We start from the raw sequence: 24,800 nt of genomic DNA, 5'->3' as shown, positions 1-24,800 counted from the left end.
GCCGTGCGCACGCAGGTCGCCATCATCGGAGCCGGTCCTGCCGGGTTGCTGCTGTCCTATCTGCTGCATCTCGAAGGCGTCGACGCCGTGGTGCTGGAGTCCCGTGACCGGGAGTACGTGCGCAAGCGGGTGCGGGCGGGTGTGTGCGAGCAGCCGACGATCGAGCTGCTGCGGGAGATCGGCGTCGGGCGGCGGCTGGACGCGGAAGGCATGCCGCACGAGGGTTTCTCGCTCCGGTTCGACGGCGCCGACCACCGGATCGCGATCACCGAGCTGACCGGCAAGACGATCGCCGTGTACGGGCAGCAGGAGATCGTCAAGGACCTCATCGACGCGCACGAAGAACGCGGGCTGCCGGTGGAGTTCGCAGTGTCCTCGGTGGAACTGTCCGATATGGACACCGCGAGCCCGGCGGTGCGGTACCGGGACGCCGACGGCGTGGAGCGCACCTTGGAGTGCGACGCGATCGCGGGCTGCGACGGCTTCCACGGAATTTGTCGACCGTCCATCCCATCCGGTGTACTGCATACATTCGACCGCGAGTACCCGTTCGCCTGGCTCGGCGTGATGGCCGAGACGCCGCCTTCGCACGAGGAGCTGATCTACGCCCACCACGAGCGCGGGTTCGCGCTGCACAGCATGCGCTCCCCGGAACTCACCCGGCTCTACCTGCAGATCGACCCGGCCGAGGAGCTCGCGGCGTGGTCCGACGACCGGATCTGGTCGGAGCTGGCCGTCCGGCTGGAGACGAGCGCGGACTTCTCGCTGAAGGAAGGGCCGATCCTGGACAAGAGCATCACGCCGATGCGCAGCTTCGTCACCGAGCCGATGTCGTACGGCAGGCTGTTCCTCGCGGGCGACGCCGCGCACATCGTGCCGCCGACGGGCGCGAAGGGGATGAACCTCGCCGTCGCCGACGTCCGGGTGCTGTCGCGGGCCCTGACTTCCTTGCTGCGCGGTGACTCCATGCTCGCGGAGTCCTATTCGGACATATGCCTGCGGCGGGTGTGGCGGGCGGAGCATTTCTCCTGGTACATGACCTCGATGCTGCACGCCGACCCGGCGGCCGACGACTTCCAGCGTCGCCTGCAACTTTCGCAACTGCGGTACACGGCGTCCTCGCGCGCCGCGGCGACCAGCCTCGCGGAGAACTACGCGGGTCTGCCGTTCGAGTGAGTCGTCAACCCAAGGTTGACGATCCGGCTGCGTCAACCTACAGTTGACGGCATGACGAACCCGGTGAAACTCGACGACCTGATCTCCTACATCAAGCAGCACCACCCCGAGGGCGACCCGCTCGGCCAGCTGTCCGACGCGGTCTACCTCGGCGAAAACCTGGGCGAGCTGGCGGATCACCTGATCGGCCACTTCGTCGACCAGGCCCGGCGCTCTGGCGCGTCCTGGACCGAGATCGGCAAGAACATGGGCGTGTCCAAACAGGCCGCCCAGAAGCGTTTCGTCCCGAAGGACGCGGCGGCCACCCCGTCCTCGATCATCGAGGGCACCTTCGGCCGCTACACCATCCGCGCCCGGCGCGTGATCGTCGCCGCGCGAGACGCCGCGATCGAGTCGCGTGCCGACCACATCGGCACGGTCCACCTGCTCATCGGCCTCCTGGCCGAACCGGCCGCGGTCGCCGCGGGCTCGATCGTCGCCCAGGGCGTCTCACTCGAGGCCGTCCGCGAAGCAGCGGCGGCGAAGCTGCCCACCCCGGTCCAGGACCCGCCCGACCCGGTCCCGTTCGACGCCCGGACGAAGAAGATGCTGGAGCTGACGCTGCGTGAGAGCCTGCGGCTCGGGCACAACTACATCGGCACCGAGCACCTGCTCCTCGCCATGCTGGAGCAGGCGGAGGGCCCCGGCTACGAGATCCTCGCGGGCCTCGGCATCACCAAGGACGCCATGGAGACCAAGATCCTCGAACTCCTCACCGAGATCCTCGCGGCCCGCGGCTGAAGGTCGCCTTCAGTGCGCTCAACGCACCAAGGGCGACCTTCAGCTGGCGGTTAGTCGATCGCTGCCACGGTTGGTCGCGGGCGGGCGGCCGCCGCTCGATAGGCGGCGCGGAGTTCGGCGAGTACTCGTTCCGGTTCTTCACGGAGACGGCTGGGCAGCGTCTGGAGGACGAGGATGCCGGCGGCGGCGTAACGAGCGTTGCGGGCCAACGTCTTCGCGTAGCCCTCGGGGCCGAGGTGGAAAGCGCGGGAGTCGATTTCCCACGCCAGGCCGACCTCGTCGAACCACGCGTCCGGCTTGGCGATCAGTCGGCCTTCCTGATCGATGAGCTTCTTGTTCCACAAGGCAACCGGTAGGCCGCTTCGGCGCCACAAGTGCTCAGCGTCGATCTCGGCGATCGACTCCGAGCCCGGCGTGAGCTCCCCGAGGACCCGGCGAGGCACCGCGCTACCTCGGTTGCTGCCCCTGGCCAGCTCGACAGACAGCTCTTCGAGCGTGACCATGCCTCGTTGCACGCATTCGGACATCAAGGCTCGCGCGGGGCGGAGCTCGGTCATGTGGCGGGCGGTGTCCAGGACCGCCCGTGATACGGGTGCCATCGGGAATCCGGATCTGTACACCGGTTTCGGCAGGCGGTGGGTTCGTTCGACGACGACGAATTCGGTACTGCGCATCTTCCGCCCATGCGGTGTCAGCAGCTGAACCTGGCCGGACGCGGCGATGTTGCGCAGGCCGTGGGCGCGGCAAGCCGTCGCTCCCGTAACCACTGCGTCGGGACCGGTGTAGAGCAGCGAAGCCGCGACGAGCTGGTCCTGACTCGGTGGGCCGTTGTGCAGGGAGACGACGCCGGGCAGGAGTCTTTGCCAGGATCCGTCGGGCCCGCATCTTCGATAGATGGTGAAGCTGGGCACGCCGAGTTCCTTCAGGCGGGCGACCCGGATGGCGCCATGGGTGCTGTTGGTCAGAAGCAGTTCGGGGTCTTCGCCCCAGATTCCTCGGTGCATACCGATGATCATCGGCAGTCGGCCACCCGGCCCACCACGGCCAATTCCCGGATCTGTGGATAAGTGGGGGGATGGGGACAACCGCTGAAGGTCGCCTTCAGTGCGTTCAACGCACCAAGGGCGACCTTCAGCAGGTCTGACGCACCAAGGGCGACCTTCAGCTGGCGGTTTCGGGGCGGTCGTCGGTGGCCCAGGCGGTGTGGAACGAACCGTCGCGGTCGGTGCGGCGGTACGTGTGGGCACCGAAGTAGTCGCGCTGGCCCTGGACCAGTGCGGCCGGGAGACGGTCCGCGCGCAGGCCGTCGTAGTAGGCCAGTGCCGTTGAGAAGCCCGGGGTCGGGATGCCGAGGCGGACGGCCGTGGAGATGACCGAGCGCCACGAGTCCTGGGCGTCTTCGACGGCCTTGCGGAAGCCGCCGGAGGTCAGCTGCGTCGGCAGGGCGAGCTCTTCGGCGTACGCCGCGGTGATGTCGTTGAGGAACTTCGCCCGGATGATGCAGCCGCCGCGCCAGATCGACGCGACCTTGCCCAGGTCGATGTCCCAGCCGTACTCCGCGCCGCCCGCCTGGATCTGGTTGAACCCCTGCGCGTACGCCACGACCTTCGACGCGTAGAGCGCCTGCTCGACGTCGTCCGCGAAGGTGTCCAGCGCCGCGCCCGTGAGCGGGGTGCGAACAGGGCCGCCGAGGCCGCGAGCGGAGCTACGCAGCTCCGAGGAGCCGGAGAGCGAACGCGCGAAGACCGCTTCGGCGATGCCGCTGATGGGCACGCCGAGGTCCAGTCCGATTTGGACGGTCCAGCGGCCGGTGCCCTTCTGCTCCGCCTGGTCCGCCACGATGTCGACGAACGGCTTGCCGGTCGCGCCGTCCGTGTGCGCGAGGACCTGGGCGGTGATCTCGATCAGGTAGGAGTCGAGGCGCCCGGTGTTCCAGGTCCGGAACACGTCCGCGATCTCGGCGGGGGAGTACCCGCCCGCGTGGCGCAGCAGGTCGAACGACTCCGCGATCAGCTGCATGTCGGCGTATTCGATGCCGTTGTGCACCATTTTCACGAAGTGCCCGGCGCCGTCTTCGCCGATGTGCGTGCAGCACGGCTCGCCGTCGACCTTCGCCGAGATGTCCTCGAACAGCGGCCCGAGTGTCTTGTAGGACTCGGCCGACCCGCCGGGCATGATGCTCGGCCCGAGCAGCGCGCCTTCCTCGCCGCCGGACACGCCGGTGCCGACGAAGTGCAGGCCCTTCTCGCGCAGCGCCGCTTCACGACGCCGGGTGTCCGCGAAGTGCGCGTTGCCCGCGTCGACGATCACGTCGCCCTTTTCCAGCAGCGGCGCGAACTCCTCGATCACCGCGTCGGTGGGGGCGCCCGCCTTGACCATGATCACGACCTGGCGGGGCCGCTCCAGCGCGTCGACGAACTCCTGCGCGGAGTAGGCAGGGATGAAGTCACCCTCGTCGCCGAACTGCTCCACCAGGTCCTTCGTCCGCTGGTCGGAGCGGTTGTGCAGGGCCACGGTGTGCCCGTGCCTGGCCAGGTTGCGCGCCAGGTTGCGGCCCATCACCGCAAGTCCGGTGACCCCGATGCTCGCCTTCTTGCTCATCAGCACCCTTCCGCAGACATCTTGATCGACACAGTAGTCCTCAAAGAATTCAGTTGGTGACGCTCTCTTACCGGCCTGGTCCTCGCCACCGGCGTCACGAGAAACAACGGATGGGACCCCCGTTGTAGTTCAACGAGTAGGTGAACGCCACGCTGAGGTCGAGTGGCGCGCCCCACTCCTTGCCCTCCAGTTCCGCGTAGGCACGGTAGATGTTCGCGGGCAGCCGCTCCTGCTCGCTGAGCGCCGCGAACCGGCCGAGGTCGGCGGCCCTGGCGGCTTCCAGGGGGTTCTGGCCCGCCTCGAACCCCCGCTCGGCCACCTCCTGGACGAACGCGAGGTAGTCGTCGACCACGTCGACCACCTCCGGTCCGCACACGGGGCCGTGACCGGCGAGGATGGTCTTCGGGTTCAGCTCGCGGATGATGTTCAGCGCGGCCCGCGAACCCGCCACCGAGCCCATCAGGGCGAACGGGCTGCCGCCGTTGAACACCAGGTCGCCCGCGAACAGGATCCGCTGCCGCGGCAGCCAGACCAGCACGTCGTTGGTGGTGTGCGCGGCGTGGCCGGGGTGGATCAGCTGGATCTCGACGTCGCCCGCGTACAGCGTCAGCCGGTTGTCGAAGACCAGCTCGGGCGGCCGCAGCTCGAGGTGACCCCAGTCGCTGCCGGTGAACAGCGCGTCGTAGTGCTCGATGCCGATGGCGAGCATCGTCTCGCGGGTCTTGCGGTGGCCGATGACGAGTGCGCCCTCGGCCAGGTAGTTGCCGTTGGTGTGGTCACCGTGGTGGTGGGTGTTGAGCACGGTGTCGGGGGTCGCGCCGGTGGTGGCGGTGACGGCGGCGAGCAGGGCGCGGGTCCGGCGTTCGGTCGAGCAGGTGTCGATCAGGATGGTCCGCCCGCCCGCCGAGATGAACCCGCTGTTGTTGATCCACCAGGAGCCGTCGGGCTGGACGTAGCCGTGCACCCCCTCGGCGAGTTGCTGGACCTTGGCCGCGGCGATGGAACGATCGGGTGCGGAAGACACGGTTCCACTATGCCGCACGAGGGAGCCTGGGCCACCCGGGTGAACCTGCCCGAAATGTCCGTAAAAGGCTGGTCCAGGCGAGTGACACCGGGGGTGACTGGCGTTTCGGGCCGTTTCCTGGAACGCTGCCCGATGTCATCATCGAAATCACGCAAGGTGAAAAGCATCAACCTGGGTGATTCGAGAGTTCGCGCGCAGGACGACAGCGGGGGTGCCGTGGTCCTGGTTAGTGTTCCGGGAGAGCAAGGCTGATGGCCAGCACCGTCACCTCGCGCCGCAAGCAGCTCGGGAACGAGCTCCGGCATGCCCGCAGCGCCGCGCGGATGACACAGCAGCAAGTCGCCGAGGTACTCGGCTGCACCCAGGGCAAGGTCAACAAGATCGAGTCCGGTGCCGTCGGGGTCAAGCTCGGGGATGTGCGCTCCATGCTGAACGCGTTCGGGATCAATGGTGACGAAGCCGACACGCTGATGAACCTGGCGCGCGCCGCCGCCGGGCAGCGCGGGCAGTGGTCGGGCTACCGGTCCGTGGTGCCGCACTGGTTCCGCACGTTCACCGACCTCGAACCGGCGGCCGCGGAGATCCTCACCTGGCACGGTGAGCGCATCCCCGGCCCGCTGCAGTCCGAGCACTACATGCTCAAGCAGTTCAGCGAGGCGGGCGCCACGGACGTCACCTCGCTGGTGCGCAACCGGCTCGACCGCAAGGCCGTGTTCGATCAGCAGCAACCGCCGTACTACCGCTTCATCATCAGCGAGGGCGCGTTGCGCCGGGCACCGGGCGGGATCGCCCCCGCGGTCATGCTGGACCAAGTCGAGCACCTGCTCGGGCTCGAGCGCCACCCCCGCGTCTACGTGCACGTGCTGCCGTTCGGCGCCCGGCTGGCCGCGGTGCCCAACGACTTCACCATCATGCGATTCCCGGACCGCACCAGGGATTTCGTCTACATCGAGCACTCCGCCGGCGGGCTGTACCTCGACGACGTGAAGGACTTCAACATCTTCGTGGACTCCTGGGACAGGCTGCGTGGCGCCGCGCTGGAACGGCAGGAGACCCGCCTGTTCCTCAAGGACCTCGCCGAGACCTACCGCGCGCAGATGAAGGCCTGAACCACTGGACGTCCTCTTATAGGGTGACCGACGCCACCGCGGTCGAGAGCGAAGGGACGGCATGGATCCGCAGCAGGTACCCGAAGGCGTCGACCTCGAACGTCCCAACGCCGCCCGCATCTACGACTGGGCGCTCGGCGGCAGCGCGAACTGGGCCATCGATCGCGAGTTCGGCGAGCAGGCGGTCAAGGCGTTCCCGCTGGTGCGCACGCTGGCCAAGGTGAACCGCGACTTCCTGGCGCGCGCCGTCCGCCACTGCGTCGCCAACGGCGTCACCCAGTTCCTCGATCTCGGCTCCGGCGTCCCGACCGTGGGCAACGTCCACGAGGTCGCGGGTGCGGTGGCCGCCGACAGCCGCTGCGTCTACGTGGACAACGAGCCGGTCGCGGTGGCGCATTCGCAGGTCCTGCTGGAGCAGGAGGGCGATCCCCGGCGGCACGCGGTGCTCGGCGCCGATCTCCGGGACGTCGACGAGGTGTGGGACGGCATGATCGACACCGGCGTCATCGACCCGGCCCGCCCGATCGGCCTGCTGACCGTGGCGGTGCTGCACTTCCAGCCGGTCGGCTCGCCGATCCTCGACCGCGTCCGCGAGTACCGCGAACTGCTCGCGCCCGGCTCGTTCTACCTCCTCTCGCACGTGACCGAATCCGGGGTCGATGGCGACGAGCTCGCGCAGATCCGGTCGCTGGTCAAGCAGTACGACCTGTCCAGCACCCCGGCCGGATTCCGTTCGCACGAGCAGATCCTGGAGTTCTTCGGCGACTTCGAGCTGGCCGAGCCGGGGCTCGTCCCGGTCCGCGAGTGGCGTCCGGAGGGCGACTCGACGGCCCCGATCTCCTGTGTACTGGGCGGCGTCGCCCGCAAGCCGCTGAAACCAGAAGGACCACGATGACGATTCAAGACCCCGGAGACCCTGAGGCCCCCGACGGCGTCGACCTGGAGCGCCCGAACGCGGCCCGGATCTACGACTGGTTCCTCGGCGGCACCGCGAACTGGGCGATCGACCGCGAGTTCGGCGCGCGGGCGGTGGAGACGTTCCCGATGATCAAGACCATCGCGCGGGTGGGCCGGGACTTCCTGGGCCGCGGGGTGGGTCACCTGGCCCACAACGGCATCACGCAGTTCCTCGACATCGGCTCCGGTGTGCCGACCGTGGGCAACGTCCACGAGATCGCCGGCGCGATCAACCCCGACATCCGCTGTGTCTACGTCGACAACGAGCCGGTCGCGGTCGCGCATTCGCAGGTCCTGCTGGAGCGCGAGGGCTTCGCCGACCGGCACGCCGTGCTGCAGGGCGACCTGCGCGACCCCGGCGACATCTGGAACCGCGCGCTCGACACCGGCGTGCTGGACCCGAAGCAGCCGATCGGGCTGATCATGGTGGGGGTGCTGTACTTCATCCGCCGCGACGAGCCCGCCAAGCAGCTGGTCGACCAGTATCTTTCGCTGCTGCCGTCCGGTTCCTACCTGCTGTCCTCGCATCTCACCGATGACGGCGCGCCGGACGACGACAACCGCGAAGTGATCCGCGAGCAGTATCAGCAGTCCAGCACGCCGTTCCACCTGCGGAGCCGGGCCGAGTTCACGGCGTTCTTCGACGGGCTGGAACTGGTGGAGCCCGGGGTCGTGTGGCTGCCCGAGTGGCGGCCGGAGGAGGCCGAGTCGCGGGCGACCAGGAAGGTCGCGCACGATCCGTCGTTCAGTGGCGCCCTCGGGGCACTGGGCCGCAAGCTCTGAAAGACGAACAAGCCCGTCGCCGAGGTGGCGACGGGCTTGTTCGCGGAAGTGGCTTTCAGTAGCGAGTGCCGCGAAGCAGCCCCGCCAGCTCGAGCTGGCTTTCGAGGGGCCGCGTGGCGCGGACCAGGTCCGGCTGGCGGAAGCGGCGCTGTTCGGGGACGACCTCGAGATCGGTGTTCCAGGTGCTGGACGTCTTGCGCAGCGGCGCCTGGATCAGGCTGAAGCCGAACCTGTTGCGCAGCTCGTGGCCGATGCCTTGGCGCTTGGCCGGTGCGCCCCCCGCGCGCTCGTCTTCGCGGCGGAAGAGGGTGGTGAGTCGAACGGCCATCGGATCATGCCCCCAGTTCGCGGCGCGGCTGCGCCTGGTCGGTTGCGCCGGTGAGGCCAAGACAGCGTTCGCAGGGCATGCCCGAGCCGAGCGGCAGCCATTCGATGTCGGTCAGCTGGAGCACCGCTCCACAGCGGGCGCGCAGCTTCTCCGGCCGGATCCCCCCGGCCTCGACGTCGAACAGATGCGCTGAGCGGCGGCTCTCCCCGGCGATGCCGGGAACGAGCCTGCCCACCGCGAGTACCTTCGCGGGCATGCTGTCTTGAATGATCACCCTGATCCTCCCCCAAGAGGCCGGCGATGTGGTGGTCGGCGACCGCGGGCCGGCCGTTACAGGCGGCCAGTGGCTCCTGCGGTCCGCCGGGCTCTGCTCCCCGGACCACTCGTGCCTGAGGCATTCGAGCCCCGACCGCTAAGATTAATCTTACTCCTGGAATAATCTTCATGTCGAGGGCGGGCTCAGTTGATCACCCGCTTGGCCGTACGGCATAGTCCGTTGAGGCAGGAGCAAGCCGGAGATATGAGTCTGTGACGTGGAATAGGACAGGTAAAAGCGTGCAGCTCGAGGCCGCGCCCCCCACCGATGCCCGGAGGTACGACCCATGACGGATTATCTGTCGGCAGCGGATTACGATCCGAACACGGCTGGGTCGCTGTTCGGCGACGCCGAGTGGGCGAAATCTTTCGCCAGCGAGCCCAACGGCGGCAACTGTGTCGAGGTCAACCTGGCCCGTCGCGGCCTGGTCGGCGTGCGCGACACCAAGCTGGAGTCGAGTCCCGTCTTCGTCTTCGATGCTGGTGAGTGGGCCGCCTTCCTGGTAGCCGTCAAGGCGGGGCAGTTCGATTTACCAGAGTCGTGAACGGCACTTTCCCTACGTTCGACGCCACGAAGGAGACCTTCCTCACATCTTGAGGTGAGAAAGGCCCCCTCCGAGACGGATCAGGCCGGGAGACCGCCACCGCGAAGCCGGGCGCGGGTCCTGCGCCAGGCGAAGAAGATCAGCACCGCCAGGCCGATCAGCGGGATCGTGCTGATCGCCCAGCTCAGTCCCATCGGCGGGCCGGGCTGTTCGAGCACCGCGAGGTTCCGCAGCTGACCGGTACCCGGACCGGCCGGGCCGGCGAGGTCGAACTTGAACGTCCAGTCGCCCGAGGTCTTGAGCGACTTGATGTCCAGCCCCCAGACCTCCCGCTTGCGCGGGTGGCGCGCCAGCGGCTGGGGACGGCCGAACTTCGCGTTCTCCGGGCCCATGGTGGTCAGCGTCCCGGTCTTACCGTCGAGTCCGCCGTCCGGGATGAAGGTGAAGTCGAGCGATTGCATGGCTCGCAGTGGCCATGTGCTGAACCCGACCGTGATCCCGTACGGGCCCGCCTGCACGTGTTCGGTGTGCACGATGTTGACCGGCTCGTAGGCGCTCGCGGGCAACGCCGTCGCCAGCAGCAGCCCGGCCGTCGCGAGAAACGCCAGCAGTGTCTTACGCATCAGTCCTGACCTTCCCGTCTGTCGCGGGGGCCAGCAGCCGCAGCATCCCCCCGAACCGCCACCCGGCGAACCCGCCGAGCAGTCCGAACACCCCGCCCGCGACCGCCGTGGCGGCGAGCGCGGCGGCGTCGACCCCGACGCCGTACATCAGCGAGGTCTGCAGCGGCATACTCGCGGCGACCAGCAGGCCGCCGACCCCGCCCGCCACGACCGACACCCGTCCGGGGTGCCAGCCACGGCGCCGCGACATGAGCAGCAGCGCCTCGAGCACCAGTGCGACCGGCAGCAACGCCATCGGCATCAGCGAAGGCATCTCCGGGACGCCGTTGACGTAGTCACGCACCGGAAGCCCGACCAGGTCGGCGTAGGCATGCGCGGCCCATGGCGAGAACCACCAGAACACCGCCTGGAGCACCGCCAGCACCGCGGCCACCCCGGCCGCGCCACCCGGACGCCGCAGGAACGCCGCGCCCGCCGTCGCCAGCAGCACCGAAAGCAGCGCCGTGGCGACCGTGATCGGTTCGACGGGACCGGCGTCGACCTGCTGGAGGCCGAGCACGGTGATCGAGCTGAACGCGATCAGGACGCCCAGCGAGAACACCACGCCGTAGCGGCCCCAGCGGTGCCGTCGCGCGGCGGCGAACACCATGGTCGTGCCGATGATGCTCAGCGTGATCGACAGCAGCAGCCCGATGTGCGGCGGCGAATCGATCACCGCGTCGAACCCGTAGAGGCCGTGCCACCACTGGTCCCACAGGCCGTAGAGCAGGAACGCCGCCGCGCCGATCCCGGACACCAGGTAGCCGGCCGGCGCGGCGAAGGTCCTGCCGAACACCGCGATCGCGCGGCCGCCGACGCTGCTGTCCACCGGACGCCCGGCGCGCTGCGCCGCCGTGGTCAGCAGCACCACCACGAGGCTGGCGAGCCCCACGATCGCGCTGCCGGAGTACAGGAACAGGTGTGGTAGCGTGAAAAACGTGTCCGGGCCGACGTCGCTGTGCCACTGCACGTCCCAGGTGAGCCCGACCAGCGAGATCACCGAACCCCCGAGCACCGTGCAAGCGGCGGGTAACCCCGCGCTCGCGTGTTTCGTCCGGGTGGCCACTCTGACCCCCGACGCGGTGAGATCCATTTCCCCCGACCCTCTCTCTTTTACTTGACCAGCAACGGAAGTACGACCTGCGCGGCACCGGCGGGCCCGCGCAGCGAAACGGTGAGCTCCCACTGCCCGGACATCGGCAGCACGGTGTCCGCCGCGAGGTAGCGGCCGGGCGCGTCGGACGTGGCCTTCACCGGCGTCAGCGCGTGACCCATCTGCGGCATCACGGGTTCGACCGTGACCTCGTCCAGCCGGACGGGCTTGCCGCCGGAGTCGGCGACGTCGACGGCGAGCGTGTTGGTGCCCAGTTTCGGTGCGTCCACGGACAACTGGACCGTGTACGCCCCGGCGACGGTCTTCGTCACGGTCGGTCCGCTCGTGCCGCCGGGCCACCGGAGCCAGGCCAGCGCGGCCGCGACGAGCAGCGCGGCGACGACGATCGGGACCAGCGGGCGCCGCCGCACCGGCGTGGCGTCTGTCTCTGTGACGGTCATCGGCCTGCCACCTCCGTAGCTGGGATGTCTAGCACCGCGGGGACTGTCATGACCGAGTAGTTCCGCTCGGCCTGCAGCCAGATCCGGTAGCGGCCGGGCGCCGCGAACGTGTAGGTGAAGGAGACGTCGGGGCCGAACGCGGCCACCGTCTCGTCGGGTTTGCCGACCATGCCCGGGACGACCGGGGTCATCGCGTGGACATGGGCCCAGGTCGGCGACACGGCGGCCTCGGCGCCGACCTTCGCGGGGTCGGTGCCGGGGCCCGCCACGATCAGATGGCCGAGCATGCCGAGCCAGGGCTGGAGATCCGCGGCGGGGAAGTGCGCGGTGATCGTCGTCGGCGACCCGGCCGCGGCGGTTTTCACCGTGAGGTCGACCTGGGAGCCGTCGATCCGCCGCGGTCCGGGCCCGGGTGGCACCGCGGCAGCGGGCGCCTCCTTGCCAGCGCCGACTTGCAAGGTCGACCTGAGCAGTTGCACGCCGCCGCCGCGCCGGGCGAGCTCGGCGGAAACCGCGTAGGTGCCGGATTCCGGCGGGGTCAGCTGGACGCGGTAAGCACCGGGGCCGACGCGCACCGGATGCAGGTGCCACAGCCGTCCGGACGGGGAAACCACGACCAGGTGGACCAGCGCGTTGTCGTGCACGAGCAGGTCGTCGGCCGGGCGGCCGGTGGCACCGTCGGCCAGCGCGAGCCGGATTTCCCCCGCCTGCCCCGCCCGCGCGTCGGCGTCGTGCACGGCCAGGTTCAGCGGTGGCCGCGAGTAGTCGGTGATCGGCAGCTGGGCATTGGCGTACGGGTCGGTGACGTTGTCGATCGTCGGGTCCAGCTGGCTCCCGGCCGCGGGTGGCGGTGGCGTGCCCGACGACAGCAGCGCGCCGGTGACGGCCACGGCCAGCGCCGCGACCATGCCGCCCGCGGGCAGCAGCGCGAGTGACCCGCGCCGCGACCGCAGCGCGACCGCCAGCGCGAGCATCAGGAAGACCCCGGCCGCGACGAACCCGCCGTAGGTCGCTTTTTCCCACGGGGGAACAACTCTGGCGGGGACGAGGAACGGGATCGTGCCCACGTGGGCGCCGTCGTCGAGCGCGAGTTCCCACGGTCCTGGCCGGTCGACGCGCAGCGTGCCGCTGTACAGCCCTGGCCGCGCGCCGAGCGGGACCGTCGTTTCGGACACCACCGAACCGGCGGCGGACGCGCGCACCGTGAGCGGGCCGGCCGCGCTTCCGGCGTGTGTCACGACGTCCACCCGCAGCGGTCCCGGTGTGGTGTCGACGCGGCGGACGATGACCGTCAGATCCCGCGCGCCCAGCGTCTGCGCGACCTGGATGTCGGTGCCCGACGGCGCGCCGTCGGCGTGCGCCGGGGCGCCGCCGAGCAACACCGTCCCCAGTGCGCTCAGCATGATCAGCGACGCCGCGCGACGCCCTCTCTTCGAAGTTCCCACTGAAGTTCCCACTGAAGTCCCCATTGCCGGGGAACGCTAGCCATGGCGGCGGCGGAAATCGTCACAGTGAGGGGTGATCCCGGGTCCCCCGAACAGGGGATCTTCACCCTTACGCCCTTCGTGTTCGCGCGGCTGGGCCTCAGGGTCATTCCCCGAGGAACGTCCGCAGCTGTTCCAGGACGAGCTCGGGCTGTTCCTCGGGCAGGAAGTGGCCGCACTCCGGGATCGCCTGCCCGGTAACGTTTTTCGCGTACTCGCGCCAGATATCGAGCGTCGGCAGCTTGCCCAGCAGGCCGTTGGCGCCCCACAGGGCCAGCACCGGCATCTCTAGTCGTTTGCCCGCCGCGAAATCCGCGTCGTCGTCGGCCGCGTCGTCGGGGAAGGACGCCCGGTAGTCGTCGAACCCGGCCCGCAGCGCGCCCGGCGCGGAGAACGCGCGGACGTATTCGGCGACGGATTCGGGGCTCAAGCCCTGACGCTGGTAGGTCCACCGCTCGTAGAAGTAGCCGAGGTACGCGGCGATGTTCTGCCCGGCGAGCAGCTCGGGCAGGTCGGGCTGGAGGTGGAACAGCCAGTGCCAGTACGCCTGGCCGACCTCGGTGTCGAGCCGTTTCCACATCTCCCTGGTCGGCGCGATGTCCAGCACGGCGAGCCGCTCGACCTGCGCCGGCCGGTCGAGCGCCCAGCGGTGGCCGACCCGGCCGCCGCGGTCGTGCCCGATCACCGAGACCCGGTCGAAGCCGAGCTGATCGGCCAGTGCGGCGACGTCCGCGGCCATCGTGCGCTTGGCGTAACCGCCCCTCGGTTTGTCGGTGAGCCCGTAGCCGCGCAGGTCGGGCGCCAGCACGGTGTGGGTCGCGGCGAGTCCGCCGAGCACCCGGTGCCAGCAGTGGGAGGTCTGCGGCCAGCCGTGCAGCAGGACCACGGGCGGGCCCTCCCCGGCGCGGCGGTAGTGCATCCGGAGACCGTTCACTTCGGTCATGACGCTCGTACCTTCTAACCGGTTCATAGGGTTAGAAGGTACCGTCGTTCCTCACCGGTGGCAAGGGTTAGAATGGCCCCATGGACGGCGATTGGGTGTTCGACGCCGGGCGGCCCTGCCTGGATCTGGTCAACACCGTGCGCTCGCGGCACGCTCAGCCCGTCGAGCTGCTCACCGGGCCCGGCAAGCTTGCCGAGTGGCTCGGCCTCGCCGGGTTCACCCTGGATCAGACGTCACTGACCGGCGGAAACCTCATCGCGGCGAAGGCGCTGCGTGAGGCCGTCGACAGGCTCGTCGTGGCCTGCGCCGACGGCTTGGCCCCGCGGACGGCCGACGTCCAGCTGCTCAACGAAGCCGCCGTCGCGGCCCCGGCCCCCGTTCCGGAGCTGTGGATCGATGACGACGGCGGCCCCCATCGCCGGCCGCGGCCGGTGTCGGATCCCGTCGCCGCGGCCTTCGCGACACTGGCCGTCGACGCCATCGACCTGGTGACCGGTGAGGTGGCTGTCCGGATCTGCGCCGCGGACGACTGCGGTCTCCGGTTCTGCGACGCCTCGCCGCGGCGCACCCGCCAGTGGTGCTCGATGGCCCGCTGCGGGAACCGCGCGAAGGCGCGTGCGCACTACGCGCGGATCAAGAGCCGCTGAGCCTTCGGGTGTGCGCGCAACCAGACGTTGACCCTGCCGACCGAGCGGACATAGGTGGACCGGAACGGCACTGGCACCAGCCCGGCGCCGAAGCGCACGACCCGGCGGAACCGGTCGAACCGGCGCTGCTGCCGGACCGTCCACTGTAGACCCAGCCGGTCTCGGAAAGCGGGCGGCAGCGTGCCGCGGATGACGAACAGCTGCGCGGTGTGCTGCCACCGCCGCAGCGGCCGCCACCAGCGATCCGGCAACAGGTCGATCGGCTTCTTGACCGTGCGGATGGTGTCGAACAGGGTCTCGATGGTCTCGTTCATGTCGAAGCCGTCGATCATGGCGTCGTAGTACCGCTCGAACGCGGCCCAGTCCGGCGGCAGATCGCGTTCCCGCAGGCCGAGCATGAGCCCGACCTCGCACATCTGCGCGTAGTACTCGCCGAGTTCCGCGTTGCTCAGCGGGTGTCCGAAAAACCGTTGTGTGTCAACGGGAACCATCACGAGCGTCGCGTGGACCCAGGCGTAGGCATGCGGGTTCAACGCACTGTAGCGATGTCCGTCGGCGTCGACACCCTTGAACGCCTTGTGCATTTCCCGCAACCGGTCGGCCTCGAACTGGGCACCTTCCGGACCGCCGTAGATGTAGATCGACAGCGACGCGGCCGTCCGCATCAGGCGCGTCCACGGGTCCTCGGCGTAGTTCGAGTGGTCTCGCACCCCGGCGGCGACCACCGGATGCGCGACCTGCAGGAGCAGCACCTGCCCGGCGAGCAGTCCGGCGCGGAAGTCACCGAAGTACTTCCACGCCGCGGTTCCCTTGACGATCGGCGGTGCGACCACCCCTCCGACCCTAGCTGAAGGAGACCTTCGGGTCGCCCGGACGCAGCTCGGGCTCTTCGCGGTACAATTCGCTCTATTAGGACAAAAAGACCAAGTACCTGCTGTCGTCCGCTGAGCCCCGCACCATCCGAGCGGAGGACACGATCATGAGCCTGTTCGACATCATCAAGGACCGGTATCGACCTGCCCGTCGCCGACACCGCGTAGAGCGCCGTCACCGAGGCCACGGACAAGCTCAAGGGCAACTGAGCCCGCCTACGCAAGCCAACTAGTGGCTTGCGTAGGCGGGAAAGCGCCGCAGAGTGGCTTCCACCAGCTTGGCGTCGTCCGTCCGGACGGCGATTTCCACCTGCTTCGTCCCACGCTGGATCAGGAACGCCGAGTCGCCTTCGGTCTGCTCGAGTTCCGGGAGTTCCACCCGCCTACGGCTGAGGCAGACGGTCGTCGCCGGGGCGAACCGGATGGGCCGCTTCATGTCGAGCGTGTGGTACCAGGTGACGCCCGCCTCGGTCAGCTCCAACCGGCCCCGCGTCCACAGGGTGGAGACGGACAGGGGCCGGAGCGAGCACGGCAGCGAGACGGTCTTGCCCTTCGCGAAGTCCTTCCGCCGCCGGTTCGCCTGCCATCGTTTCCACGAAAACCGGACTCCGTGGGCGATCGCTCCGCAGGCTTTCGGGAGTAGGCCCTCGAACAGCCACATCATCAGGAAAAATCCCGGAATCCCGATCAGCACGAGAAGCACAATCGTCATCGCCGTCCCCCTTCACCACAGGTTCCCTGTAGTGAAGTTAGGCCGGTGGAGCCGTCAAGTCTGCGTCATCTGACGCACAGGCGGGAGGTCAAGACGCTACCTCCCACCTCAGCTCGCGCCGCGGATGAGCATCATCAACGACTCCGCGGCGGACACGCCCGCGCCACCGGTCGCGAGGCGGCGGAGCTGCAGCCCGGCGATCAGCGCGACGACCGGCCCGGCCAGCCGCTCCGGCGACGGGACGCCGAGCGCGTTCAGGATCGTCACGGCCAGCTCGTCGTACGCCGCGAAGCACCGCTCGGACGCCTCGCGCAGGCCCGGGTCCCGGGCAGCCTGCAGGTAGAGCTCGTGCGGGGCGAGTTCGTCGGTGCCGAACGGCAGCTGCTCGATGACGTGCTCGACCACGACCGCGGCCTGCTCGATGCTCAGCCCCTGCTCGCGGTAGGCGTCGGCGAAACCGGCCAGCTTCGCCGTTTCCTCCTCGACGAACAGCAGCATCGCCTCGCGCAGCAACGCCGTCTGGCTGGAAAAGTGGTATGTCAGGGTGCCCAGCGAGACCCCGGCCGCGGTGCCGATCCGGCGGTTGGTCAGGCCGCCGACCCCGTGCTCGCCGACGACCTTGAGTGCCGCGCGAAGGATGGTTTCGCGAGTGGTCACCAAGCGTTCGCCGGGCGCCGTTCCTGCCACCGCTGCGCCTCTTCCAGTTGGGCGGCGAGGGAAAGCAGCCGCTCTTCGGCGTGGGACGGGCCGAGCAGCTGGGCGCCCAGTGGCAGCCCGTCCGCGGTCGGCCCGGCCGGGACGTTGACCCCGGGCCAGCCGAGCACGTTCCACGGCCAAGCGTAGGGGCACGCCGCGATCATCGCCTGGTCGGTCTGCCAGCCGCTCAGCGCGTCGAAGGTGCCGACGGGCGGCGGCGGGGTGGCGGTCGTCGGCGTGAGCAGCACGTCCACCCGGCCGAACACCGAACCGATCTGGCGCTGCAGCAACGGTTCCGCCGCGCGGGCCAGCCGCAGCGCCGGACCGGCGAGCAGCGCACCCTGTCGTGCGTTGGCCCTGGTCCGCGGGTCGAGCTGGGTCAGGTCCGGGACACGACGGGTCCAGTCGCGCACGCCGGTGAGCGAGCGCGGCAGGAACGTCAGGCCGATCAGCCGGTAGTCCGGCTCCAGCTCGACGATCTCGTGCCCGAGCCCGGCGAGCTGCTCGGCCAGCCGGACCACAGCTGCCTTGACGACCGGGTCGAGCCGGGTCTTCGTTGCGGTGAAAGGAATCCTGGTGGACAGGCCGATTCTGAGCCGTCCCGGTTCGCGGGCGGCGGACTGCTGGAACCGGGTGCCCGAGTCGCTCACGACGTCGAGCAGCAGTGAGGCGTCGGCCACGGTCCTGGCCAGCGGGCCGAGCACGGTCAGCCCGTGGAACAGCTCGCCGCCGGTGTCGACGCGGCCGCGCTGGGGCTTGATGCCGACCAGGTTGTTCCACGCCGCCGGGATGCGCACCGAGCCCGCGCCGTCCGAACCGAGCGCGGCCGGGACCACCCCCGCCGCGACGGCCGCGGCCGAACCGCCGGACGAGCCACCGGGGGTGTGCGCGGGATTCCACGGGTTGCGGGTGGCACCGAACGCGGGCCCTTCGGTGAACGGCCACTGCCCGAGCTCGGGGGTGTTCGTCTTGCCGATGATCACCGCGCCCGCCGCCTTGAGCAGGCGCACCGCCGGGGAGTCCGCGGTGGCGGCCGGGAAGTCGCCGGGGCAGCCGAACGAGGTCGGCAGGCCGGTGATGTCGATGTCGTCCTTGATCGCGATCGGGACGCCCAGCAGCGGAGCGCGCTCACCCGCTTCGAGCCTGCGGTCGGCTTCGGCTGCTTCGCGCAGCGCCTCCTCCTCGCGCAGGTAGCGGAAGGCGTTGAGCGTCGGCTGGCTCGCCTTGGCTCGCCGCAGCGCGGCGGCGGTCAGCTCGGCGGACGACGCCGAGCCGCTCGCGAGCAGCCGGACCTGCCCGGCCAGGCCTGCTTGGTCGACCTCGGCGTGCGGGATGGCTGTCATGACTGGTCCCCCTCTCGTTCGTTCGAACGAACAGTACCACTGGCAGGTACGGTGGCGAGGCAGTCACGGACATCGATGGAGGCAACATGACGCTCGACCTGGGCCGCTTTCCCCGCGTCGACCTGGGCGGTTTCCCGACCCCGCTGCAGCCCGCACCCCGGCTGGGCGAGGCCATCGGAGTACCGAACCTGCTGCTCAAGCGGGACGACGTGCACCCGCTCGGGCAGGGTGGCAACAAGCTGCGCAAGCTCGAGTTCCTGCTCGGCGCCGCGCTCGCCGACGGCGCCGACACGGTGGTGACGTTCGGCGCGCTCCAGACCAACCACGGCAGGCAGACCGCGGCAGCCTGCGCGAAACTCGGCCTCCGTTGCGAGCTCGTCCTCACCGCCAAGGTCCCCCGCGACGGCGACGCGTACGAACGGTCCGGAAACGTCCTGCTCGACCACATCTTCGGCGCGAACGTCCACTTCTGCGCCGACGGCGAGGAGACCGGCCGCACCTACGACCGGCTGCTCGCCGAGGCCGCCGCCGAGGGCCGCAAGGTCGCCACCTTCCCGGTCGGCGGCTCGAACGCGGTCGGCGCGCTCGGGTACGTCGCGGCCACGGCTGAGCTCGCCGGGCAGCTGGCCGAGCGCGGGATCACCCGGGCGCGGATCGTCGCCCCGCACGCCAGCGGCGGCACGGTGGCCGGACTCGCGCTGGGCACCGGCCTGCTGGACGAATCGCTCGCGCTGGACGTCGCCTGCGTCAGCCATCCGGCTGAGGAGGCACTCGAAAGCATGTCCCAGTTGGTGGCGGAGACGGCGAAGCTGATGGACGTCGGCGTCCCGTCGCTCGACCACGTGCACGTCGACGACCGCACGATGGGCGAGGCGTACGGCATTCCGCGTGAGGACACCTGGGCGGCCCTACGGCTTTTCGGGCGTACGGAAGGAGTGGTGCTGGACCCGGTCTACAGCGGCAAGGCAGGCGCCGCCCTGGTCGACTGGGCCGCTCATGGCCGGTTCGCCGAGGACGAACCTGTCGTTTTCCTGCATACGGGCGGTTCTCCCGGTCTCTACGGTTACGCGCCCGAGTTCCCCGGTTGAGGTCCGCGCGGCGATCTTCATCAGCCCGCACAGCAGGAGGACGTCCACCACGAGCGACAACCGCTGCGTGACGCCGACCGCCACCACGTCCGAGAGCCCGTGGATCGCCGGGTTCGCCGGGAATTTCGTGAGCACGTAACTGCAAGCGAACAGCACCAGCCCGGCGAGGCCGACCAGGGTGAGCCTGCCGATCAGGGCTCGCGCGGCCGCGTACTCCGGCAGGCCGCGGAGCCGGTCCCGCATCGACACCCCGATGCCGACCAGGCTCAGAAACGCGACCACGCAGGAATACTGGTGGATCTCGCCGCTGACCGGCGCCGGGTTCTCGGGGTAGCTCGCCGGGAACAGCGCCGCCGCCGAAAGCCCGAGCGACCAGCTGCCGAACAGGATTTTGGTGGTGCGGCTCAACGGCACGCTCGCGGCGTGCAGCGCGCCCAGCAGCGCCAGCGAGCCGATGGCGAGGGAAAGCAGGCTGGCGCCGAGCAGGCCGGTGCCGCGATCGGTGAAGGCGTAGCTCGAAAGGGTGTCGTACACCGGGTCGTGCGAGCTGATCAGATGCAGCACGGTGATCGTGAACATCGCCCAGCCGATCGCCAGCATGGACGCGATCAGCCACGGGCGGGCGCGGGCGGCCTGGTCGTGCGGTTGTGCTCTCCCCATGCGTACAGGGTGCCGGGCGAACGCGCCCGCGTGATCAGGGAAGACCCTGAGACGACCCGGAATCGCGGGTGAAGTCGACGTGCACCAGCGCCTGGTCGTCGTGGCGCTTGGCGCGGGGCCAGCGTGCGCCGTCGGGGTCCTGTTTCTCGGCCGTGCGGACGGATTCGAGCACCGCGTCGGCACCCAGCTTCCGGGTGAGGGCCAGGACTTCCGGCCACTCGAACAGGTGGTAGTCGTCGACGCCGATCGACACGCCGTCGCTGGCCAGCAGCAAGGCGTCGACCTCCGCCCGCGGCCAGCTCCGGCGGACGGCCTGGCTCGCGGCCGCCGGATCCGCCTCGGCGACCCAGAATCCGTCCGGCGCGTTGCGGCGCGCCAGGACGTCGGCCCCGGTTCGGAGCTTTCCCTTGTCCCGCAAGGAAACCAGCCGATCGTCGGCGAGCACGTCCGCGCCGGAGCCGCCGAACGCGACGAGCGGGCTGTCCGCGAGAACGAGCCCGTCGATGCGGTCCTCGGTCCACCGCGCGATGGTGACCGTGCTGGACGGCGCGTGCCCCGGGGTCAGGCCGTGGCCGCGGGCGACCTCGGCGATGCCCTCGGCGACCACCTCGCCGAGGTCGGCTTCCGGCCGCGTCAGCAGCGCCGCGGCGAGGCTCCGGATGAGCAGGCCCGCGTACCAGCCGCCGGGCGGGAGGTCGGGATGCGGCGAGGTCGCGCCGTCGAGCAGGAGGACGGCGTTGCCGAGGACGGCGACATGGTCCTCGGTGGGGCGGGCCAAGCCGTCCGCGCCCACGCCGTCCCGCTCGGCCACCTCGATCACCGGCATGTCCCGACCCTAACCCGCGGGTGCCGGTGCCCGCAGGCGGCGGGGAACCGGCCGTGTTCGTCAACTTTGGTTGACAAGGCGAGCGTGTCAACGTAGGTTGACGTCATGACTGAAGCAACGGATTTGGCCGCGAAGGCGGGTGATCACGACCCCCGGGTGGGATTGCATGCCGTCGCCGCCCTGCGCCGCCTCATGGAGCAACTCGAAGCCGTGCAAGTGCGCAGTGCGCGTGTGCACGGCTGGTCCTGGCAGGAGATCGCCGAGGAGCTGGGCGTCAGCAAGCAGGCGGTTCACAAGAAGTACGGGAGGCACTGATGTTCGAGCGATTCACGCGGGACGCGCGGGCCATCGTGGTCGACGCGCAGGCCAGGGCGGCCGAGATCGGCTCGGCCCGTATCGACCCGCTGCACCTGCTGGCCGGGTTCGGCCGGAAGCAGGGCGGAGGTCTGCTGGCGGGGCTGGGGGTGTCGCCGTCGGACGTCACCGCCGAGATCGAGCGGGTGCGCAGGCGCGGCGGGATGAGCGATTCCGACGTCGAGGCGCTCGCCGGGTTCGGCATCGACGTCGGGCAGATCGTCGAGCGGGTCGAGCAGGCTCACGGTCCCTGGGCGCTCGCCGGTGGAGGCGGGTCCGGCAAGCGTGGGCACATCCCGTTCACCGCGGAGGCGAAGAAGACGCTGGAGACGAGCCTGGGCGAGGCACTGGACATCGGCGACAAATTCATCGGCGAAGAGCACCTCCTGCTGGCGCTCGCCGCGCTGCCAGGCCCGGCCGCGGACGTGCTGGCCCAGCTCGACATCGACCACCCGGCCGTCCGCCGAGCCGTCCAGACCCGCAAGGCCGGTTAGGGCTCGCGGTAGGTCACCAGGGGTAGCAAGGCCTGGGTGAGCGGTCCGATCGTGAGGGCGTAGAGCACCGTGCCCACGCCGACCGAGCCGCCGAGCAGCCAGCCGGCGGCCAGCACGGTCACCTCGATCCCGGTCCGGACCAGCCGCACCGACCAGCCGGTGCGGCCCGACAACCCGGTCATCAGCCCGTCGCGCGGGCCAGGGCCCAGCCGGGCGCCGACGTAGGTGGCGGTGGCCACGGCGTTCAGCGCGACGCCGCCCACCAGCAGCACGATCTGCCAGGCGAGCACGTGCTGCTCGGGCAGCACCGCCCGCACGAGGTCGACGACGACCGAGATGATCACGATGTTGGCCAGGGTGCCGATCCCGGGTCGTTGCCGCAGGGGGATCCACAGCAGGAGCACGACGACCGAGATGGCGCCGCTGATCGTGCCGAAGCTCAGGCCGGTGAGCTTGGTGACGCCGTCGTTCAGCACGTCCCACGGGTCGAGCCCGAGTGTTGCCCTGGTCAGCATCGCCATGCTGGTGCCGTAGAGGGCGAGTCCGCCGACGAGCTGGGCGGAGCGCCTGGCCGGGGCGCGGGAGAGGCCGACTGGTCGAAGATCTACGGAAGCCACGGGTCCACTATCGGGTGTGATTGGCTATCTTCACCATAGCCAATCTGCAAGAATTGGCCTTATGGAACCGCGCATACCCCAGGGCGGTCGCGTCTCCGGGACCAGATTGGCCCTTTTGCTGGGCTCGTGGCGGCACGGTGGTTCGCGACAGGGTGGTTCGCGACACGGCGCCGCCGACCTGGCCGCTGCCGTCGAGCTGCTGGTGCTCGACGGTCAGCTCCCGCTCGGCACCCGGTTGCCCGCCGAGCGAGAGCTCGTGGACGCGCTGGGGGTCAGCCGGACCCTGATCGGCGCCGCACTGGACCGGTTGCGCGCGGACGGGCTGGTCGCGAGCAAGCGGGGGGCGGGTTCCTGGATCGCGTCGCCGGGAACCCGTGGCCGGGAGCCGTACCTCCCCGACGGCGGCGAGCTCATCGACTTCGTGCACGCCGCGCCCGCGGCCGTCCCTGGGCTGCTTACCGCCGTCGACGCCGCGCGCCGCAAACTGGCCGGCCATCTCGGCGAGCACGGCTACGAGGTGCGTGGTCTGCTCGAACTGCGGGAACGCATCGCCCGGCGCTACGCCGAGCGGGGCTTGCCCACCAGTCCGAACCAGATCATGATCACCAACGGCGCTCATCACGCGTTCATGCTGTGCCTGCGGCTGCTCGCGGGCCCTGGCGATCGCGTGCTCGTCGAGCAGCCGACATATCCCAACGCGCTGGAGGCCATCCGCGCGGCGCACGGGATCCCGATCCCGGTGGCCCTCGATCCGGCGGCGGACCGGGGCTGGGACCTGGTCGGCATCGAGGCGGCGCTGCGCCAGGCGTCACCCCGGCTGGCCTACCTGGTGGTCGATTTCCAGAACCCCACCGGCCTACGGCTCGACGCTGCGGGCCGTGAACGCCTCAGCGCGGCGTTCACCCGGGCGCGAACCCCGGTAGTGGTCGACGAGACGCTGGTCGAGGTGGATCTCGAAGGTGACCCGCTGGACGGCCCGCCACCGCTGGCCGCGTCCGCGGGGGAGCTCGGGATCACGCTCGGGTCGGCCTCGAAATCGCTCTGGGGCGGCTTGCGGCTCGGCTGGATCCGCGCGTCGGAGGACCTGCTTGGCAGGCTGATCGGCGCCCGTTACGCGTTCGACCTGGGCTCGCCGCTGTTCGAGCAGCTCGTGCTGGCCGAACTACTGGACGACGACGGCTCGATCCTCGCCCGCCGCCGCGAGGAGTTCCTCGCCTGCCGCGACGCCCTGACCGGAGCCCTGACCTGGTACTGCCCGGACTGGACGTTCACCATCCCGGCAGGCGGTCTCTCCCTCTGGTGCAAGCTCCCGGAACCGATGAGCACGCGCCTGGCCGTCGCGGCGGCGAACCACGGCGTCCAGCTGGCTCCCGGCGCCCGTTTCGGAGTCAACGGAGGAATGGAAACCCGCCTCCGCCTCCCCTTCGCCCTACCCCCCGACAAGCTCGTCGAAGCAGTCCGCCGCCTCAGCGCCGCAGCCGCCTCACTCCACGGCCCCCCACCCCCCACAAACTCCCCCATCACCTAACCCCAAGACCCCTCCGACCCCCAAGCGGCACACCTGGCAAAGGGAACATTTGTGGCACCCAGGTCCCTCATGGTGGCCTTCAGAGACAATCAAAAGCCGCAGAGACTCCCACACCGCTCACCAATCCCCAAGACTCCACCGCGCCGGTCACCGGGATTCCAAGACTTCGGTACGCCGGTCACCGGACTCCAAGACTTCACGGTGTGCGGAACCGCCAAGACTTAGCCGCGCCGGTCGCGGTTCATCCAGACTCGCCCCCGACACGCACCACCAAAACCCAACCCCCGCTATCCGGGACCACAGCGTCTCCGCGAGCCCTGCGAGGGGAGACTTCACCGCCGCGCGCACTCTTTCAGGCCCGCCAGGGCCTCCCAACTCGCGACGGCAGGTCGCCCCCCTTAAAGACAAACCCGCACTTACGTACATGGTCGGGGCGGCCTGGCGGCGCGAGTTTGTGAGCGCGCTGGCCAAAAAACACAGGCTTCTAGCCGCACCTCAGGACGCGACCAAAAACCCGCACCGCCGCTGAGCATCAGTAACGACCCAGCGGCGCACGCAAGCGCGCTGGCCAAGACAAAAAACAGCCGGTGCGCTGGATGGGGGTCCGTCGCTCCAGGGAGGGCGATGGGTATGTGCATCCAGCGCACCGGCTGTCGTGGTCGCGGCTGCTTTCCCGGCACAGCCCCTCGACGTGCCGGGAAA

The 24,800-nt window shown here is 69.8% G+C and carries 27 protein-coding genes and 1 pseudogene; 11 read left to right on the top strand and 17 right to left on the bottom strand.

Annotated elements, in window-relative coordinates:
* Window positions 1-3 precede the first annotated feature (3 nt).
* Window positions 4-1,176 (top strand): 4-hydroxybenzoate 3-monooxygenase, encoded by a 1,173-nt coding sequence (locus QMK34_RS09010; RefSeq protein ID WP_326413236.1) that lies wholly within the window; start codon window positions 4-6, stop codon window positions 1,174-1,176.
* 51 nt (window positions 1,177-1,227) lie between these two features.
* Window positions 1,228-1,956, top strand: a complete 729-nt coding sequence (locus QMK34_RS09005) for a Clp protease N-terminal domain-containing protein (protein WP_326413235.1) — start codon at window positions 1,228-1,230, stop codon at window positions 1,954-1,956.
* Window positions 1,957-2,006: 50 nt separating this feature from the next.
* Here QMK34_RS09005 and QMK34_RS09000 read toward each other — a convergent pair whose 3' ends face one another.
* The 3 genes from QMK34_RS09000 to QMK34_RS08990 form a co-directional block, all read right to left on the bottom strand.
* A complete protein-coding gene (locus tag QMK34_RS09000; protein ID WP_326413234.1) occupies window positions 2,007-2,960 on the bottom strand; it encodes a hypothetical protein in 954 nt (317 codons plus the stop codon).
* A gap of 157 nt (window positions 2,961-3,117) precedes the next feature.
* Entirely contained in the window at window positions 3,118-4,557 is a 1,440-nt protein-coding gene (gene gndA / locus QMK34_RS08995) for an NADP-dependent phosphogluconate dehydrogenase (protein WP_326413233.1), read from the bottom strand.
* 94 nt (window positions 4,558-4,651) lie between these two features.
* Entirely contained in the window at window positions 4,652-5,581 is a 930-nt protein-coding gene (locus QMK34_RS08990) for an MBL fold metallo-hydrolase (protein WP_326413232.1), read from the bottom strand.
* Between the two features lie 251 nt (window positions 5,582-5,832).
* On the opposite strand from QMK34_RS08990, the gene QMK34_RS08985 reads away from it, so the two are divergent.
* The 3 genes from QMK34_RS08985 to QMK34_RS08975 all read left to right on the top strand — a co-directional run bounded on the left by QMK34_RS08985 (window position 5,833) and on the right by QMK34_RS08975 (window position 8,430).
* A complete protein-coding gene (locus QMK34_RS08985) occupies window positions 5,833-6,690 on the top strand; it encodes a helix-turn-helix domain-containing protein (protein ID WP_326413231.1) in 858 nt (285 codons plus the stop codon).
* A gap of 61 nt (window positions 6,691-6,751) precedes the next feature.
* Window positions 6,752-7,585, top strand: coding sequence for an SAM-dependent methyltransferase (locus QMK34_RS08980; RefSeq protein WP_326413230.1), 834 nt, complete (start codon window positions 6,752-6,754; stop codon window positions 7,583-7,585).
* The gene (locus QMK34_RS08975) at window positions 7,582-8,430 is read left to right on the top strand and encodes an SAM-dependent methyltransferase (RefSeq protein WP_326413229.1); all 849 of its coding nucleotides are present in this window, start codon (window positions 7,582-7,584) and stop codon (window positions 8,428-8,430) included. Before QMK34_RS08980 ends, QMK34_RS08975 begins: the two co-directional genes overlap by 4 nt.
* A gap of 55 nt (window positions 8,431-8,485) precedes the next feature.
* On the opposite strand, the gene QMK34_RS08970 is transcribed toward QMK34_RS08975, so the two are convergent.
* Together QMK34_RS08970 and QMK34_RS08965 are read right to left on the bottom strand one after the other, a co-directional pair.
* Window positions 8,486-8,758, bottom strand: a complete 273-nt coding sequence (locus QMK34_RS08970; RefSeq protein WP_326413228.1) for a hypothetical protein — start codon at window positions 8,756-8,758, stop codon at window positions 8,486-8,488.
* A gap of 4 nt (window positions 8,759-8,762) precedes the next feature.
* Window positions 8,763-9,032 carry a hypothetical protein gene (locus QMK34_RS08965; protein WP_326413227.1) on the bottom strand — a complete coding sequence of 90 codons (270 nt, stop codon included), beginning with the start codon at window positions 9,030-9,032 and terminating at the stop codon, window positions 8,763-8,765.
* 328 nt (window positions 9,033-9,360) lie between these two features.
* Here QMK34_RS08965 and QMK34_RS08960 point away from each other — a divergent pair, with 328 nt between their 5' ends.
* A complete protein-coding gene (locus tag QMK34_RS08960) occupies window positions 9,361-9,618 on the top strand; it encodes a DUF397 domain-containing protein (protein ID WP_326413226.1) in 258 nt (85 codons plus the stop codon).
* A gap of 80 nt (window positions 9,619-9,698) precedes the next feature.
* Here the strand turns inward: QMK34_RS08960 and QMK34_RS08955 are convergent, their stop codons facing one another.
* The 5 genes from QMK34_RS08955 to QMK34_RS08935 form a co-directional block, all read right to left on the bottom strand.
* Window positions 9,699-10,241 carry a hypothetical protein gene (locus tag QMK34_RS08955; protein ID WP_326413225.1) on the bottom strand — a complete coding sequence of 181 codons (543 nt, stop codon included), beginning with the start codon at window positions 10,239-10,241 and terminating at the stop codon, window positions 9,699-9,701.
* Window positions 10,234-11,373 carry a hypothetical protein gene (locus QMK34_RS08950; protein WP_326413224.1) on the bottom strand — a complete coding sequence of 380 codons (1,140 nt, stop codon included), beginning with the start codon at window positions 11,371-11,373 and terminating at the stop codon, window positions 10,234-10,236. Before QMK34_RS08950 ends, QMK34_RS08955 begins: the two co-directional genes overlap by 8 nt.
* Before the next feature lie 20 nt (window positions 11,374-11,393).
* Window positions 11,394-11,834, bottom strand: a complete 441-nt coding sequence (locus QMK34_RS08945) for a FixH family protein (RefSeq protein ID WP_326413223.1) — start codon at window positions 11,832-11,834, stop codon at window positions 11,394-11,396.
* Entirely contained in the window at window positions 11,831-13,237 is a 1,407-nt protein-coding gene (locus QMK34_RS08940; protein ID WP_326413282.1) for a hypothetical protein, read from the bottom strand. Before QMK34_RS08940 ends, QMK34_RS08945 begins: the two co-directional genes overlap by 4 nt.
* Window positions 13,238-13,424: 187 nt before the next feature.
* A complete protein-coding gene (locus QMK34_RS08935) occupies window positions 13,425-14,261 on the bottom strand; it encodes an alpha/beta fold hydrolase (protein WP_326413222.1) in 837 nt (278 codons plus the stop codon).
* 80 nt (window positions 14,262-14,341) lie between these two features.
* Here QMK34_RS08935 and QMK34_RS08930 point away from each other — a divergent pair, with 80 nt between their 5' ends.
* Complete coding sequence (locus QMK34_RS08930; protein WP_326413221.1) at window positions 14,342-14,908, top strand: CGNR zinc finger domain-containing protein; 567 nt, start codon at window positions 14,342-14,344, stop codon at window positions 14,906-14,908.
* On the opposite strand, the gene QMK34_RS08925 is transcribed toward QMK34_RS08930, so the two are convergent.
* The 4 genes from QMK34_RS08925 to QMK34_RS08910 all read right to left on the bottom strand — a co-directional run bounded on the left by QMK34_RS08925 (window position 14,884) and on the right by QMK34_RS08910 (window position 18,531).
* Complete coding sequence (locus tag QMK34_RS08925) at window positions 14,884-15,741, bottom strand: oxygenase MpaB family protein (protein ID WP_326413220.1); 858 nt, start codon at window positions 15,739-15,741, stop codon at window positions 14,884-14,886. The two genes, QMK34_RS08930 and QMK34_RS08925, sit on opposite strands and share 25 nt — an antisense overlap.
* A 268-nt stretch (window positions 15,742-16,009) precedes the next feature.
* Window positions 16,010-16,492: a hypothetical protein gene (locus tag QMK34_RS08920; protein WP_326413219.1), complete on the bottom strand. Its 483-nt coding sequence runs from the start codon at window positions 16,490-16,492 to the stop codon at window positions 16,010-16,012.
* A gap of 108 nt (window positions 16,493-16,600) precedes the next feature.
* Window positions 16,601-17,149, bottom strand: coding sequence for a TetR/AcrR family transcriptional regulator (locus QMK34_RS08915; RefSeq protein ID WP_326413218.1), 549 nt, complete (start codon window positions 17,147-17,149; stop codon window positions 16,601-16,603).
* Window positions 17,146-18,531 (bottom strand): amidase, encoded by a 1,386-nt coding sequence (locus tag QMK34_RS08910; RefSeq protein ID WP_326413217.1) that lies wholly within the window; start codon window positions 18,529-18,531, stop codon window positions 17,146-17,148. Before QMK34_RS08910 ends, QMK34_RS08915 begins: the two co-directional genes overlap by 4 nt.
* An 86-nt stretch (window positions 18,532-18,617) precedes the next feature.
* Between QMK34_RS08910 and QMK34_RS08905 the strand changes: the two genes are divergently transcribed.
* On the top strand, window positions 18,618-19,619 hold the full coding sequence (locus QMK34_RS08905) for a D-cysteine desulfhydrase family protein (protein ID WP_326413216.1): 1,002 nt from the start codon (window positions 18,618-18,620) through the stop codon (window positions 19,617-19,619).
* 45 nt (window positions 19,620-19,664) lie between these two features.
* On the opposite strand, the pseudogene QMK34_RS08900 reads toward QMK34_RS08905, so the two are convergent.
* Together QMK34_RS08900 and QMK34_RS08895 are read right to left on the bottom strand one after the other, a co-directional pair.
* Window positions 19,665-20,219 (bottom strand): annotated as a pseudogene (locus QMK34_RS08900) (DUF998 domain-containing protein); the annotation flags it as partial.
* Window positions 20,220-20,313: 94 nt separating this feature from the next.
* On the bottom strand, window positions 20,314-21,105 hold the full coding sequence (locus QMK34_RS08895) for a hypothetical protein (protein ID WP_326413215.1): 792 nt from the start codon (window positions 21,103-21,105) through the stop codon (window positions 20,314-20,316).
* A gap of 105 nt (window positions 21,106-21,210) precedes the next feature.
* Here QMK34_RS08895 and QMK34_RS08890 point away from each other — a divergent pair, with 105 nt between their 5' ends.
* Both QMK34_RS08890 and QMK34_RS08885 read left to right on the top strand, forming a co-directional pair.
* Window positions 21,211-21,420, top strand: coding sequence for a sigma factor-like helix-turn-helix DNA-binding protein (locus tag QMK34_RS08890; RefSeq protein ID WP_326413214.1), 210 nt, complete (start codon window positions 21,211-21,213; stop codon window positions 21,418-21,420).
* Window positions 21,420-21,953 (top strand): Clp protease N-terminal domain-containing protein, encoded by a 534-nt coding sequence (locus QMK34_RS08885; RefSeq protein WP_326413213.1) that lies wholly within the window; start codon window positions 21,420-21,422, stop codon window positions 21,951-21,953. Before QMK34_RS08890 ends, QMK34_RS08885 begins: the two co-directional genes overlap by 1 nt.
* On the opposite strand, the gene yczE is transcribed toward QMK34_RS08885, so the two are convergent.
* Complete coding sequence (gene yczE, locus QMK34_RS08880; protein WP_326413212.1) at window positions 21,950-22,570, bottom strand: membrane protein YczE; 621 nt, start codon at window positions 22,568-22,570, stop codon at window positions 21,950-21,952. The two genes, QMK34_RS08885 and yczE, sit on opposite strands and share 4 nt — an antisense overlap.
* Window positions 22,571-22,631: 61 nt before the next feature.
* On the opposite strand from yczE, the gene yczR reads away from it, so the two are divergent.
* A complete protein-coding gene (yczR, locus tag QMK34_RS08875) occupies window positions 22,632-24,098 on the top strand; it encodes a MocR-like transcription factor YczR (protein ID WP_326413211.1) in 1,467 nt (488 codons plus the stop codon).
* The last annotated feature ends 702 nt before the right edge of the window (window positions 24,099-24,800 follow it).

This window comes from Amycolatopsis sp. H20-H5 (assembly GCF_035828755.1).
In the GTDB taxonomy this organism is placed as follows: domain Bacteria; phylum Actinomycetota; class Actinomycetes; order Mycobacteriales; family Pseudonocardiaceae; genus Amycolatopsis.
The sequence above is the reverse complement of the archived record's forward strand: the minus strand, read 5'-3'. Positions and strand labels throughout refer to the sequence as shown.

Bases quoted from the DNA above. Each gene is read 5' to 3' on its own strand.
- QMK34_RS09005 (WP_326413235.1), top strand. From the start codon at position 1,228: ATGACGAACCCGGTGAAACTCGACGACCTGATCTCCTACATCAAGCAG.
- QMK34_RS09000 (WP_326413234.1), bottom strand. From the start codon at position 2,960: ATGCACCGAGGAATCTGGGGCGAAGACCCCGAACTGCTTCTGACCAAC.
- gndA (WP_326413233.1), bottom strand. From the start codon at position 4,557: ATGAGCAAGAAGGCGAGCATCGGGGTCACCGGACTTGCGGTGATGGGC.
- QMK34_RS08985 (WP_326413231.1), top strand. From the start codon at position 5,833: ATGGCCAGCACCGTCACCTCGCGCCGCAAGCAGCTCGGGAACGAGCTC.
- QMK34_RS08980 (WP_326413230.1), top strand. From the start codon at position 6,752: ATGGATCCGCAGCAGGTACCCGAAGGCGTCGACCTCGAACGTCCCAAC.
- QMK34_RS08975 (WP_326413229.1), top strand. From the start codon at position 7,582: ATGACGATTCAAGACCCCGGAGACCCTGAGGCCCCCGACGGCGTCGAC.
- QMK34_RS08970 (WP_326413228.1), bottom strand. From the start codon at position 8,758: ATGGCCGTTCGACTCACCACCCTCTTCCGCCGCGAAGACGAGCGCGCG.
- QMK34_RS08960 (WP_326413226.1), top strand. From the start codon at position 9,361: ATGACGGATTATCTGTCGGCAGCGGATTACGATCCGAACACGGCTGGG.
- QMK34_RS08955 (WP_326413225.1), bottom strand. From the start codon at position 10,241: ATGCGTAAGACACTGCTGGCGTTTCTCGCGACGGCCGGGCTGCTGCTG.
- QMK34_RS08950 (WP_326413224.1), bottom strand. From the start codon at position 11,373: ATGGATCTCACCGCGTCGGGGGTCAGAGTGGCCACCCGGACGAAACAC.
- QMK34_RS08945 (WP_326413223.1), bottom strand. From the start codon at position 11,834: ATGACCGTCACAGAGACAGACGCCACGCCGGTGCGGCGGCGCCCGCTG.
- QMK34_RS08940 (WP_326413282.1), bottom strand. From the start codon at position 13,237: ATGCTGAGCGCACTGGGGACGGTGTTGCTCGGCGGCGCCCCGGCGCAC.
- QMK34_RS08935 (WP_326413222.1), bottom strand. From the start codon at position 14,261: ATGACCGAAGTGAACGGTCTCCGGATGCACTACCGCCGCGCCGGGGAG.
- QMK34_RS08930 (WP_326413221.1), top strand. From the start codon at position 14,342: ATGGACGGCGATTGGGTGTTCGACGCCGGGCGGCCCTGCCTGGATCTG.
- QMK34_RS08920 (WP_326413219.1), bottom strand. From the start codon at position 16,492: ATGACGATTGTGCTTCTCGTGCTGATCGGGATTCCGGGATTTTTCCTG.
- QMK34_RS08910 (WP_326413217.1), bottom strand. From the start codon at position 18,531: ATGACAGCCATCCCGCACGCCGAGGTCGACCAAGCAGGCCTGGCCGGG.
- QMK34_RS08905 (WP_326413216.1), top strand. From the start codon at position 18,618: ATGACGCTCGACCTGGGCCGCTTTCCCCGCGTCGACCTGGGCGGTTTC.
- QMK34_RS08895 (WP_326413215.1), bottom strand. From the start codon at position 21,105: ATGCCGGTGATCGAGGTGGCCGAGCGGGACGGCGTGGGCGCGGACGGC.
- QMK34_RS08890 (WP_326413214.1), top strand. From the start codon at position 21,211: ATGACTGAAGCAACGGATTTGGCCGCGAAGGCGGGTGATCACGACCCC.
- QMK34_RS08885 (WP_326413213.1), top strand. From the start codon at position 21,420: ATGTTCGAGCGATTCACGCGGGACGCGCGGGCCATCGTGGTCGACGCG.
- yczR (WP_326413211.1), top strand. From the start codon at position 22,632: ATGGAACCGCGCATACCCCAGGGCGGTCGCGTCTCCGGGACCAGATTG.